Here is a 13,144-nt window from a genome sequence, read left to right on the forward strand (position 1 = left end):
GCGTGGAATCGGGCGGGGGGGATGTCAGTAAGTATGGGTACTGAGACCCAGAAGGTGGCTCAAGCTGGACACCTTGAATGGTTAAGGAAAGCTAAAGCCGCTACCGCTGGTAGCACCCAGGCGGCGGTGGCGAGTGAATTTGCGGCGGCCTCGAAAGGTTTGATTTTACGGACGGTGACGTGGGCGACATTGGGCGCTGTTGCGGCGGCGCTTGAGGCTTGGCAGATTTCCAAAGAGGTTGATGCCGCCACCAGCGAAGAAGAGAAAACGTTGCTTACATGGAAGGCTCGTAGTGTGCTCGGAATGTCGTTCGTTGCTGGCGTACAAACTATCGGCGCAGGCCTCGGCTATTGGTTCGGCTTCTCCTGGATCATGTCCAGTCCGGTGATCGTTATCTTGGCCCTGCTCGGCATCGCCTATCTGATGATCACCATGGCCGCCAACCGCCTCAAGCGCGAAGGGTTGCGGCTGTGGCTGTACCGTTGCCGCTGGGGGCGTGGCGCAGACCCGAAATGGCAGGGTGATGCAGGTCACGCCCGGCAGATGCGGGTGCTGCTGGAAACCCTGCAACGACCGACCGTGCTGGGCAGGGCCTTGTATTACGGCGGCGGCAGTACCCCACGACAAAACCTCGGCTTCTGGGTGCAAATCCAGTTACCTGTAATGTTGGCGGGCAAAGAAGTGACCGTTCAATCCGCCATGGTCGATCGAAACTATTTTTCCAGGGATGAACTGCAACCGACCCGCAACGGCTTTTACGAACAGTTCCTTAACGGCAACTGGATCGATCCGAAACAGCTTGGCGAGCTGCCCGATGCGCCGGGAAATAAAATCAACCCCGCAGACTTCGCTTACACCGGCACAGAACAGCACCGCCTTTGGCAAGTGTGGATCAACACCTCGATAGCCAATCCGATCCTGGAAATGGAGGTTGAGTATCCGAACGGCGTGCTGTGTCGCGAAGACTTGCGCGGTTATATCTTTCGCCTGGCGCTTGAGTGGGCCACCGGCGAGGCCGACCGGGCCAATAACGCGTTTAACGGTGAGTTAAAGGAAGAAGACGGCATCGTGCTGGCCCACCAAAGCACCCAGCTCTTGACATTGGCCGTTCCGGAATAAATGACTCAATGAACGCTAAGCTATTTAACTTTAATAAATCCCTTGAGCTGCCACCGCAGCTGCAATGGAAGTTTGCCCATGAACCGGAGTTGTTGGGCTGGACGATACGGGCGCGCAATTACAATACGTTTGTGGCCAATTGTATGTTTGTATGTGTGTCGCTAATGATAGCGGGGGGGGCGTATCTCGTATATTCATTTCCTGCGCCAGGTGAAGGCTATTTGGCAAGGGTTTTGGTCAGTCTGTGTTTTTATCTGATCATATCATTAGCGCTTATAAGTATGACTCACCAGAAAATGAATTTCGCCTACCGCTTCACTCAATCTGGCGTGGAGTATTGTAAGTGGAAGGACTTTCCCAAATGGGTGCTGACATTTTTGAAGTGGCTTACCGGCATCACTGCCATTGTCTTTATCTTTCTGGCAACCATCGACCCGGCTTTTTTGATTGGTGCGTTGATAGGGCCAGGGGGGGGGGATTAATATATCTTTCCATGGCTCACTCGAAGAGTTATCAGGAAATGCACACCCAGTATCATCACTACGCATATAAATGGGCAGAACTCACGCAACTAGCCATCGCTACCAACAGAGAGGTTGTTGATTTAAAGTACAGTGTTACGATGGAGGGTGATGACTACAAAACCAACTGGAATCTTAATGTTTTCTGCAAGCGCAAACAAAAAGAGCGCGTAGCTGAATTCATTAAACCGTACCTGTCTCCCGACGTACCCTTCATCAGGGCCAAGGTTAACGTTCCGATGAGTACCGACTGACGTGTTCTGTATGGGGAGCTTGCAGCGCTATTTTATTGTCCGTCACCGCATGGCGCTGCTCGGCATCGCCTATTTGATGATCACCATGGCCGCCAACCGCCTCAAGCGCGAAGGGCTGCGGCTGTGGCTGTACCGTTGCCGCTGGGGGCGTGGCGCCGATCCGAAATGGCAAGGTGATAAAGGCCATGCCCGGCAGATGCGGGTGCTGCTGGAAACCCTGCAACGACCGACCGTGCTGGGCAGGGCCTTGTATTACGGCGGCGGCAGTACCCCACGACAAAACCTCGGCTTCTGGGTACAAATCCAGTTGCCTGTAATGTTGGCGGGCAAAGAAGTGACCGTTCAATCCGCCATGATCGATCGAAATTATTTTTCCAGGGATGAACTGCAACCGACCCGCAGCGGCTTTTACGAACAGTTCCTTAACGGCAACTGGATTGATCCGAAACAGCTCGGCGAGCTGCCCGATGCGCCGGCAAATAAAATCAACCCCGCAGACTTCGCTTACACCGGCACAGAACAGCACCGCCTTTGGCAAGTGTGGATCAACACCTCGATAGCCAATCCGATCCTGGAAATGGAGGTTGAGTACCCGAACGGCGTGCTGTGTCGCGAAGATTTGCGCGGTTATATCTTTCGCCTGGCGCTTGAGTGGGCCACCGGCGAGGCCGACCGGGCCAATAACGCGTTTAACGGTCAGTTAAAGGAAGAAGACGGCATCGTGCTGGCCCACCAAAGCACCCAGCTCTTGACATTGGCCGTTCCGGAATAAATGACTCAATGAACGCTAAGCTATTTAACTTTAATAAGCCCCTTAATCTGCCGCCGCAGCTGAAGTGGAAATTTGCTCATGAGCCGGAGTTGTTAGGCTGGACGATACGGGCTCGCAATTACAACACGTTTGTGGCCAACTGCATGTTTGCATTTATGTCGGTGGTAATAATGGGGGCGTCGTATGTTGTCTATAGCCCTCCTGCGCCGGACGAAAGTTTTTTGTCTGAAATCTCCGTCAGTCTGGGGTTTTACATATTGTTTTCACTCGTAACGGCCAGCATGACCCACCAACGAATGAATTTCGCCTATCGTTTTACTCAATCCGGGGTGGAGTATTGTGAGTGGAAGGACTTTCCCAAATGGGTGCTGACATTTTTGAAATGGCTTACCGGCATCACTGCCATTGTCTTTATCTTTCTGGCAACCATCGACCCGACCTTTTTGATTGGTGCATTGGTAGGGCCGGGAGGCATGGGCTTGATGTATCTCTCGATGGCGCATTCGAAGAGCTATCAGGAAATGCATACCCAATATCATCACCATGAATTTAAGTGGGAGGAATTTACTCAGCTCGCTATCGCGACCAATAGGGAGGTTGTCGATTTAAAGTTTAGTGTTTTAATGGAAGGTGAGCAGTATAAAACCCTTGGCAGCCTTAATGTTTTTTGCAGGCGCAAGCAAAAAGAACACGTAGCTGAATTCATTAAACCGTATCTGTCTCCCGACGTACCCTTCATCAGGGCCAAGGTCAACGTTCCGATGAGTACCGACTGACGTGTTCTGTATGGGGAGCTTGCAGCGCTATTTTATTGTCCGTCACCGCATGGCGCTCCTCGGCATCGCCTATCTGATGATCACCATGGCCGCCAACCGCCTCAAGCGCGAAGGGCTGCGGCTGTGGCTGTACCGTTGCCGCTGGGGGCGTGGCGCAGACCCGAAATGGCAGGGTGATGCAGGTCACGCCCGGCAGATGCGGGTGCTGCTGGAAACCCTGCAACGACCGACCGTGCTGGGCAGAGCCCTGTATTACGGCGGCGGCAGTACCCCACGACAAAACCTCGGCTTCTGGGTACAAATCCAGTTACCTGTAATGTTGGCGGGCAAGGAAGTGACCGTTCAATCCGCCATGATCGATCGAAACTATTTTTCCAAGGATGAACTGCAACCGACCCGCAGCGGCTTTTACGAACAGTTCCTTAACGGCAACTGGATCGATCCGAAACAGCTCGGCGAGCTGCCCGATGCGCCGGCAAATAAAATCAACCCCGCAGACTTCGCTTACACCGGCACAGAACAGCACCGCCTTTGGCAAGTGTGGATCAACACCTCGATAGCCAATCCGATCCTGGAAATGGAGGTTGAGTATCCGAACGGCGTGCTGTGTCGCGAAGATTTGCGCGGCTATATCTTTCGCCTGGCGCTTGAATGGGCCGCGGGCGAGGCCGACCGGGCCAATAACGCGTTTAACGGTGAGTTAAAGGAAGAAGACGGCATCGTGCTGGCCCACCAAAGCACCCAGCTCTTGACATTGGCCGTTCCGGAATAAATGACTCAATGAACGCTAAGCTATTTAACTTTAATAAACCCCTTGACCTGCCACCGCAGCTGCAATGGAAGTTTGCCCATGAACCGGAGTTGTTGGGCTGGACGATACGGGCGCGCAATTACAATACGTTTGTGGCCAATTGCATGTTTGCGTTTATGGCCGCGCTAACGTTAGGGGGTTCGTTTTTTCTGTACTCAGTATACGAGGGAATGAGTCAGCCCTTACGAACATTGTCTTGCGTTTTTTTTTCGCACTCATGCTATTCACGCTTCTCAGCGTAACCCACCAACGAATGAACTTCGCCTACCGCTTTACTCAATCCGGGGTGGAGTGTTGCGAATGGAAAGATTTCCCCGATTGGATGCTGACGTTTTTAAAATGGTTTACCGGTGTCGCCGCGATTATCTTTATCTCTCTGGCAACTGTTGACCCGACTTTTTTGATTGGTGCGTTGGTAGGGCCTGGGGGGATGGGTTTGATGTATCTCTCCATGGCCAACTCCAAGAGCTATCGGGAAATGCACACCCAATACCATCATCTAGACTACGAATGGAAAGACTTTACACAGCTGGCCATTGCAACCAACAGAGAAGTGGTTGACATGCAATTTACTCTTTTTGATAAGCGCCTCGGACGAATAGTCAGCTGGAATCAGAATATTTTTTGCCAGCGAAGACAAAAAGAGCGCGTAGCTGAATTCATTAAACCGTATCTGTCTCCCGACGTACCCTTCATCAGGGCCAAGGTTAACGTACCAATGAGTACAGACTAATCCCGGCCCTACCAAAAATCCTGCAGCGCCCCAGTGTGATGGGCAGGGCCGTGCAGTACTCAGGTCACCGCAACCCGAGAGCCTCGACAGGTTTCTGGGTACAGATCCAGTTACACGCCGGCCTGGCGGGCATGGCCGTGGGCCTGCAAGCGGCGATATTCGAAAACATGCATTTATCCGGGCAGGATCGTCAGGTCACGAACAAACATGTTTACCACCAGTTCCTACAAGGCAATTGGGTCGACCCTGCGCAACTCGGCATATCGTTCGAGCGAGGCTCGCCCGCGAAGGCCTCGATGCGGTTTGGTTGACGCAATGCGTCGTTTCTTTCGCGGGCAAGCCTCGCTCCCACAGGTTGGGCTTTTGGCGGTTTGACACAAATAACCCCGCTCGCCCCATATCCGTGCAACCCTTGCACCGTACCCTTTCGGCTGGCGCGATTTTGGTGCTGTGCTTAGCTGAGCGGGCAGTACTAACGCCGCTGGCGCCGGACTTTGCCGAGTGGCATAAGTCTTGCGCGGTTCGATTACCGTCCAGGCCGCAGGAGGCACGCCGTGTCGATTCATATTGCCTTGCACCATGTCACGCATTACCGCTACGAACGTGCGGTTGAACTGGGTCCGCAGATCGTGCGCCTGCGTCCGGCTGCCCATAGTCGTACCCGGGTGTTGTCGTATTCGCTGAAGGTGCTGCCGGAAAACCATTTCATCAACTGGCAGCAGGATCCCCAGGGCAATTACCTGGCGCGTCTGGTATTCCCGGAAAAAACCAAAGAGCTGCGCGTCGAGGTCGATCTGGTCGCCGAGATGGCGGTGTTCAACCCGTTCGACTTTTTCCTCGAGCCCTATGCCGAGAAAATCCCCTTTACCTACGCCAGCGAAGAACAACGTGAGCTGGCGCCGTACCTGGAAAAACTGCCGCTGACGCCGAAGTTTGCGGCTTATCTGGACAGCATTGACCGCGAGCCGCTGCCGGCCATTGATTTCCTGGTGGCGCTGAACCAGCGCCTCAGCCAGGACATCGAGTACCTGATTCGCATGGAGCCGGGTGTACAGACCCCGGAGTTCACCCTTGATAACGCTTCCGGTTCCTGCCGCGATTCGGCGTGGCTGCTGGTGCAGTTGCTGCGCCATATGGGCATGGCTGCGCGTTTCGTTTCCGGCTACTTGATCCAGCTGAAGGCTGACGTCGAAGCCCTGGACGGACCGTCCGGCACCGATGTCGACTTCACGGACCTGCACGCCTGGTGCGAGGTGTACTTGCCCGGCGCAGGTTGGGTGGGCCTGGATGCGACATCCGGGCTATTCGCCGGTGAGGGGCATATTCCCCTGGCCTGTAGTCCGGAGCCGTCTTCGGCGGCGCCGATCAGTGGGTTGGTCGAGCCGTGCGAGACCGAATTCAGCCACGAAATGTCGGTGGAGCGAATCTGGGAGGCGCCCCGCGTCACCAAACCTTACACCGACGCGCAGTGGGCCGAGATCCAGGCCCTGGGCCATCAGATTGATGCCGATCTGAAAGCGGACGACGTGCGCCTGACCATGGGCGGCGAGCCAACGTTCGTGTCCATTGATGACCGCGACGGCGCCGAATGGAACACCGCTGCCCTCGGCCCGCGCAAACGCGCCCTGTCGGCCGATCTGTATCTGCGTATGCGCAAGCATTACGCGCCCCACAGCATCGTGCACTTCGGCCAGGGCAAGTGGTATCCCGGCGAGCAGTTGCCGCGCTGGTCGCTGAACTGTTTCTGGCGCAAGGACGGCGAGCCGGTCTGGCGCAATGACGCGCTGATTGCCGACGAAACCCAGGACTACGGTGCTACCGGTGAACTGGCGGGGCGTTTCCTGCGCAGCGTGGCCGAGCGCCTGAAGCTCCCGGCACGCTTTGTGTTTCCGGCCTACGAAGACAATTTCTATTACCTGTGGCGTGAAGGCGCCTTGCCGTCAAACGTCACGGCCGAAGATCCGCGCCTGAGCGACGAGATGGAGCGCGAGCGCCTGCGCAAGGTGTTCAATCAGGGGCTGGACAAGGTGGTCGGCCAGGTCCTGCCGTTGGCGCGCACTGCGGCCGGGGATCGCTGGCAGAGCGGTCGCTGGTACCTGCGTGATACCCATTGCCGTCTGGTGCCGGGTGACTCGGCGCTGGGCTATCGCCTGCCATTGGCGTCGCAGCCGTGGGTCAAGGCAGCGGAATATCCGTATATCCATCCGAACGACCTTAATCAGGATTTTCCTGAGCTGCCCGGCAGCGATCTGGTGCGCACGCATCTGGACGGTTTGCCGGAGTACGTCGAAGGTGTGGCCGAGGCTGTCCCGTTGGTCGACGAATCCGCCGACTGGCTGACCCGCACGGCGTTGTGCTGCGAAGCACGTAACGGCCGCCTGTACCTGTTTATGCCGCCTCTGCAAAAGCTCGAGGAATACCTGGAACTGGTGGCCGCCATCGAGGCCACCGCCGAAGAGCTGAAGTGCCCGATCCTGCTGGAAGGCTACGAGCCGCCCCACGATCCGCGCCTGTCCAACTTCCGGGTGACTCCGGATCCTGGCGTCATTGAAGTCAACGTGCAGCCGTCTGCCAACTGGGACGAACTGGTTGAACGCACCGAATTCCTCTATGAACAGGCCCGTCTGACGCGCCTGACCACCGAGAAATTCATGATCGACGGGCGCCATACCGGCACCGGCGGCGGCAACCACTTCGTCCTTGGCGGGGCAACGCCTGGGGATTCACCGTTCCTGCGTCGTCCGGACCTGCTACGCAGCCTGCTCAGCTACTGGCATAACCACCCGTCGCTTTCGTACCTGTTCTCCGGGCTGTTTATCGGCCCGACGTCCCAGGCACCGCGTATCGACGAAGCGCGCAACGATTCGTTGTACGAACTGGAAATCGCCTTCGCCCAGATGCCCAAGGCCGGCGACACCGTCGCGCCATGGCTGGTTGACCGGCTGCTGCGCAACCTGCTGATCGACGTGACGGGTAACACGCACCGCGCCGAGTTCTGCATCGACAAGCTGTATTCGCCTGACGGCGCCACCGGGCGCCTGGGCCTGCTTGAGTTGCGTGCGTTCGAAATGCCGCCCCATGCCCGCATGAGCCTGGCCCAGCAACTGTTGCTGCGCGCCTTGGTCGCGCGGTTCTGGCGTGAACCCTATGCGCCGCCGAAGCTGGCCCGCTGGGGCACCGAGTTGCATGACCGCTTTATGCTGCCGCATTTCATCCAGCAGGATTTCAACGACGTGATCGTCGAGCTCAACGCCGCAGGTTATCCGCTGCGTGCCGACTGGTTCGCCGCGCACCTGGAGTTCCGTTTTCCGAAAGTCGGCGACTATGCCGTCAGTGGTATCGAACTGGAGCTGCGTCAGGCCCTTGAACCCTGGCACGTACTGGGCGAGGAGGGTTCGGCCGGTGGTGCGGTGCGTTACGTGGACTCGTCTCTGGAGCGTTTGCAGGTCAAGCTCAATGGCCTGCCGCCGCAGCGTTATGTGCTGACCTGCAATGGTATCCCGGTGCCGCTGCAACCGACCGGCCGCACCGGCGAGTTCGTCGCCGGAGTGCGTTATCGCGCCTGGCAGCCGGCCAATTGCCTGCAACCGACCATTCCTGTTCACGCACCGCTGGTTTTCGACCTGGTGGACACATGGATGCAGCGCTCACTGGGCGGCTGCGAGTATCATGTCGCCCATCCTGGCGGCCGTAACTACGAAACCCTGCCGGTCAACGCCAACGAAGCAGAAAGTCGGCGTCTGGCGCGGTTTTTCCGTATCGGCCACAGCCCCGGCAAACTGGATGTGCCACCGCTGACCATCAATGATGAGTTGCCTATGACGCTGGACATGCGTCTGCATTAAATAAGTGCAACAGCCGGACGATATTATGGGGAGGGGTGTGATGCTATATCGACATCCCCGTAATAGCGTCCGCGCCTATTTGAAGTCCTTACAGTCTCTGCCGAGCCCTCCATGCCTGACCTGCTTGACCGCTATCCGCTTTCTGCGGGTACTTACCACGAGATGCTCGATGCCAGTGGCGCTGTGCGCCCGCATTGGTTGCGTCTCTATGAGCATTTGCAGCGCAGTACGCCTGCCCAGCTGATTCAGCGTCAGGCCTTGCTGACCCGGCAAATCCAGGAAAACGGTGTTACCTACAACGTCTATGCCGACCCCAAGGGCGCCGACCGTCCGTGGGAACTGGATCTGCTGCCCCATCTGATTGCGGCGGACGAGTGGAAACAGGTGTCCGCCGGGATCGCCCAGCGCGCGCGCCTGCTCAATGCGGTACTGGCGGATTTGTATGGCCCGCAGACGCTTATTGCCAACGGCTTGCTGCCCGCCGAGCTGGTCTTTGGCCATAACAATTTCCTTTGGCCGTGCCAGGGTGTGAAGCCGCCGGAAGATATCTTTCTGCACCTGTACGCCGTGGATCTGGCCCGTACTCCGGATGGGCGTTGGTGGGTCACCGCCGACCGTACGCAAGCGCCGTCCGGTGCAGGTTATGCCCTGGAAAACCGGCAGATCGTGTCCCGGGCCTTCCCGGACACCTACCGCGACCTGCAGGTGCAGCATCTGTCGGGCTTCTTCCGCAGCCTGCAGGAAACCCTGGCCCGCCAGGCACCGTCGAGCAATGAAGCGCCGCTGATCGTGCTGTTGACACCGGGTCGCTTTAACGAAAGCTATTTCGAACACCTGTACCTGGCGCGTCAGCTCGGTTATCCGCTTGTTGAAGGCGGGGATCTGACCGTTCGCGATGCCACGGTCTACCTCAAGACCCTCAGCGGCCTGCGCCGGGTCCACGCAATCATGCGTCGCCTGGACGATGACTTCTGCGACCCGCTGGAGCTGCGCACCGACTCTGCTCTGGGCGTGCCGGGCTTGCTGGAAGCGGTGCGTCAGGGCCGGGTACTGGTGGCCAATGCCCTGGGCAGCGGCGTGCTGGAATCGCCAGGCCTGTTGGGCTTCTTGCCGAAAATCAATGAATACCTGTTTGGCGAAGAGCTGATCCTGCCGTCGGTTGCGACCTGGTGGTGTGGTGAGCCGCCAGTGCTGGCCCAGGCGTTGGAGAAGATGCCCGAGCTGCTGATCAAGCCGGCCTTTCCATCCCAGAGCTTCGCTCCGGTGTTCGGTCGCGACCTCAACGAGAAACAGCGCCAGGCCTTGGCCGAGCGCATGCAGGCCCGTCCCTACGCCTATGTCGCGCAGGAGCTGGCGCAGCTGTCCCACGCACCGATCTGGCAGCCCGACGGCGAGCAACTGCAACCCCGGGCCATCGGCATGCGCGTGTATGCGGTCGCCGGTAGTGACGGCAGTTACCGCGTGTTGCCGGGCGGCCTGACCCGTGTCGCCGCCGAGGCCGACGCCGATGTGGTGTCGATGCAGCGTGGCGGTGCCAGCAAGGACACCTGGGTGCTGGGCGAGCAACGCACTTACGGCGGCGAGCCATGGAAAAGCCAGCGCACCCTGGGCGTCCATGATCTGATTCGCCGCGACCCGTACCTGCCGTCCCGGGTGGTGGAAAACCTGTTCTGGTTCGGTCGTTACTGCGAGCGGTGCGACGACAGTGCGCGAATGCTGCGTATCATGATCGCCCGCTATGTCGACGATGATGATCCGCAAGCCTTGCAGGCCGCAGTGGCCCTGGGCGAAAGCCTGGGCCTGTTGCCGGGGATCGACGAAGACGACGAGGAGGGCAGCACCCTGCATAACCGCCTGCTCGCCGGTTTGCTCGGTGAGGACTGGGCTTTCAGCCTGCGCGCCAACCTGCAACGCCTGCAATGGTCGGCGTCTCAGGTGCGCGGCAAGTTGTCCCGGGAAAACTGGCAGGCCTTGGTGGAATTGCAGCGCGAAGCCACCAGCCTCGACACCAAGGAGCCGGATTTCGGCGAGCTGCTGGATTTCCTCAACCGTCTGGTGATGTCCCTGGCGGCGTTGTCCGGCTTTGCCCTGGACGACATGACTCGTGACGAAGGTTGGCGTTTCCTGATGATCGGGCGGCGTATCGAGCGCCTCAAGTTCCTCAGCAGCAGCCTGGCGGCGTTCATTCGTGGCACGCAGGCGTCCGATCAGGCCGGTCTGGAATGGCTGCTTGAGCTGGGCAACAGCAGCATCACCTACCGTTCGCGCTATCTGGCGCTGCCGCAGTTGATCCCGGTGCTGGACCTGTTGCTCCTCGACGAGCAGAACCCCCATGCCGTGCTGTTCCAGCTCAAGCTGGTATCGCGCTCGCTCAATCGTCTCAACGAAGACTTCGGCGCCCCCAAGGACAACAGTTTGAATGTGCAGATCAAGCGCCTGGCGGCGTTCGATCTCGGTTGCCTGGAAAACGCCCTGTTCGGCGACAGCGGTGTGCAGGCGGCTCTGGATGGTCTGGCCGAGCTGCTGCAAGGCATCGCCGAAACCAGTGGTCAGGTGTCCGACCGCCTGGCCCTGCGCCATTTTGCCCATGTCGATGATGTCAGCCAGCGCACGGTGTCCGTCTGATGAGCGCCCATTACCAGATTCTTCACGATACCCATTACAAGTACGACAGCCCGGTGTCCCTGGCCCAGCAGTTGGCGCATCTATGGCCTCGGCGCAATCCCTGGCAGCGCTGCACCGAACAGCAACTGGTGATCAGCCCTGCACCGACCACGCGCCGCGATGAGCTGGACGTATTCGGCAATCCCCTGACCCGCCTGGCCTTCGAACGGCCTCATGACGAGTTGCAGGTCAATGCGCGGCTGCGGGTCGAGGTGCTGCACCGGCCCTTGCTGGATTTCTATCAGTCGCCTGCCTGGGATTTGACCCGTAACGCCATGACTTACAGCGCCCGGCCGATGTCGGCGGATATCCTGGAGGCCTGTCGCTATCGCTTCGAGTCGCCCTATGTGCACCTCAAGCAGTCCTTTGTCGATTTCTCTGAAGTCTGCTTCCCGCCAGGGCGACCGTTGTTGCTTTGCGTGCAGGCGTTGATGGAGAAAATCTTCAAAGAGTTCACCTTCGACGACGAGGCGACTCAGGTGGCGACACCGCTGGTTGAAGTACTCGAACGCCGTCGTGGGGTGTGCCAGGACTTCGCCCACTTGATGCTGGCCTGCCTGCGTTCACGGGGTCTGTCGGCGCGCTACGTCAGCGGCTACCTGCTTACCCAACCACCGCCCGGCCAGCCCCGCCTGATCGGCGCCGACGCCTCCCATGCCTGGGTTTCGGTGTTCTGTCCGGTATTGGGCTGGGTGGATTTCGATCCGACCAACAATGTGCAGCCAGCTTTGGAACACATTTGTCTGGCCTGGGGGCGGGACTTTTCCGACGTTTCGCCGCTGCGCGGGGTCATCCTCGGCGGCGGCAACCATGATCCGGAAGTGCGGGTGACGGTGATGCCGGTCGGCGGCTGATTATTGAGCTGCTGCACACTATGTGGGACCGGCTGGATCAATCCCGCAACCGCGCCCCTTCGATCTCATGGGTATAACTGCCACTGGCGCCACAGGCATAGGCGGCGAGCAGGCTGCGGAACAGGCTATTGAAGGTCATGATGGCGGCTCTCTAAGTGGGCATGGCGTGATGGTACGGCGCGGCTACGCTTGAGGCTGTTTGATTGTCTTGATGATTCCAATAGCGCGTCTCTTTGAGACCCGTTGACGCAGGTCATTGGCAGCCACGCGCAGATCAGGCAGTCTCACGGTTAATAGATTGAACACCCTGCCTTGGAGATTCACATGATTCGCAAGCTTGTCGCTGTATCGCTGCTGACCCTGGCCAGTGGCCAATTACTGGCTGCCGAATGCTCCATCACGGTCGATTCCACCGACCAGATGACCTACAGCACCAAGGCCATCGAGATCGACAAGAGCTGCAAGGAGTTCACCATCAATCTGGAACACTCCGGCAGCCTGGCAAAAACGGTCATGGGCCATAACCTGGTGGTCAGCAAAGAAGCCGATGCCCAGTCGATCGCCACTGACGGCCTGAGCGTCGGCATCGACAAGAACTACATCAAGGACGGCGACACTCGCGTCATCGCCCACACCAAAGTCATTGGTGCCGGTGAAAAGGACTCAATCAAGCTGGATGTGTCCAAGCTCGATGCTGCTGAAAAGTACCTGTTCTTCTGCTCCTTCCCGGGTCATATCAGCTTGATGAAAGGCCCTGTCACTCTGAAGTAAGCCGTTACCCGCGCGCGACTTGCT

8 protein-coding genes and 2 pseudogenes are annotated in these 13,144 nt (G+C 58.3%); all 10 read left to right on the forward strand.

Annotation, left to right across the window (positions count from 1 at the left end; genetic code table 11):
- A pseudogene (locus ACCD02_RS21680) lies at nucleotides 1-1,119 on the forward strand (hypothetical protein); the annotation flags it as partial.
- A gap of 8 nt (nucleotides 1,120-1,127) precedes the next feature.
- A pseudogene (locus tag ACCD02_RS21685) lies at nucleotides 1,128-1,894 on the forward strand (hypothetical protein).
- Nucleotides 1,895-1,904: 10 nt separating this feature from the next.
- On the forward strand, nucleotides 1,905-2,666 hold the full coding sequence (locus tag ACCD02_RS21690) for a hypothetical protein (RefSeq protein ID WP_413306338.1): 762 nt from the start codon (nucleotides 1,905-1,907) through the stop codon (nucleotides 2,664-2,666).
- A gap of 8 nt (nucleotides 2,667-2,674) precedes the next feature.
- Complete coding sequence (locus ACCD02_RS21695; protein ID WP_413306341.1) at nucleotides 2,675-3,442, forward strand: hypothetical protein; 768 nt, start codon at nucleotides 2,675-2,677, stop codon at nucleotides 3,440-3,442.
- A gap of 10 nt (nucleotides 3,443-3,452) precedes the next feature.
- Complete coding sequence (locus tag ACCD02_RS21700; RefSeq protein WP_413306343.1) at nucleotides 3,453-4,214, forward strand: hypothetical protein; 762 nt, start codon at nucleotides 3,453-3,455, stop codon at nucleotides 4,212-4,214.
- Between the two features lie 235 nt (nucleotides 4,215-4,449).
- On the forward strand, nucleotides 4,450-4,986 hold the full coding sequence (locus ACCD02_RS21705; RefSeq protein WP_413306345.1) for a hypothetical protein: 537 nt from the start codon (nucleotides 4,450-4,452) through the stop codon (nucleotides 4,984-4,986).
- Nucleotides 4,987-5,540: 554 nt separating this feature from the next.
- A complete protein-coding gene (locus tag ACCD02_RS21710; RefSeq protein ID WP_413306346.1) occupies nucleotides 5,541-8,831 on the forward strand; it encodes a DUF2126 domain-containing protein in 3,291 nt (1,096 codons plus the stop codon).
- Between the two features lie 111 nt (nucleotides 8,832-8,942).
- On the forward strand, nucleotides 8,943-11,456 hold the full coding sequence (locus ACCD02_RS21715; RefSeq protein ID WP_413306349.1) for a circularly permuted type 2 ATP-grasp protein: 2,514 nt from the start codon (nucleotides 8,943-8,945) through the stop codon (nucleotides 11,454-11,456).
- On the forward strand, nucleotides 11,456-12,349 hold the full coding sequence (locus tag ACCD02_RS21720; protein ID WP_413306351.1) for a transglutaminase family protein: 894 nt from the start codon (nucleotides 11,456-11,458) through the stop codon (nucleotides 12,347-12,349). Before ACCD02_RS21715 ends, ACCD02_RS21720 begins: the two co-directional genes overlap by 1 nt.
- Nucleotides 12,350-12,673: 324 nt before the next feature.
- Nucleotides 12,674-13,120: an azurin gene (azu, locus tag ACCD02_RS21725; protein WP_413306353.1), complete on the forward strand. Its 447-nt coding sequence runs from the start codon at nucleotides 12,674-12,676 to the stop codon at nucleotides 13,118-13,120.
- The last annotated feature ends 24 nt before the right edge of the window (nucleotides 13,121-13,144 follow it).

The organism is Pseudomonas sp. Pseusp88 (genome assembly GCF_047303955.1).
Lineage (GTDB): Bacteria > Pseudomonadota > Gammaproteobacteria > Pseudomonadales > Pseudomonadaceae > Aquipseudomonas.

Excerpts from the sequence above, each read along its gene's own strand:
- ACCD02_RS21700 (WP_413306343.1), top strand. The coding sequence starts at position 3,453 with ATGGGGAGCTTGCAGCGCTATTTTATTGTCCGTCACCGCATGGCGCTC.
- ACCD02_RS21715 (WP_413306349.1), top strand. The coding sequence starts at position 8,943 with ATGCCTGACCTGCTTGACCGCTATCCGCTTTCTGCGGGTACTTACCAC.
- ACCD02_RS21690 (WP_413306338.1), top strand. The coding sequence starts at position 1,905 with ATGGGGAGCTTGCAGCGCTATTTTATTGTCCGTCACCGCATGGCGCTG.
- azu (WP_413306353.1), top strand. The coding sequence starts at position 12,674 with ATGATTCGCAAGCTTGTCGCTGTATCGCTGCTGACCCTGGCCAGTGGC.
- ACCD02_RS21695 (WP_413306341.1), top strand. The coding sequence starts at position 2,675 with ATGAACGCTAAGCTATTTAACTTTAATAAGCCCCTTAATCTGCCGCCG.
- ACCD02_RS21720 (WP_413306351.1), top strand. The coding sequence starts at position 11,456 with ATGAGCGCCCATTACCAGATTCTTCACGATACCCATTACAAGTACGAC.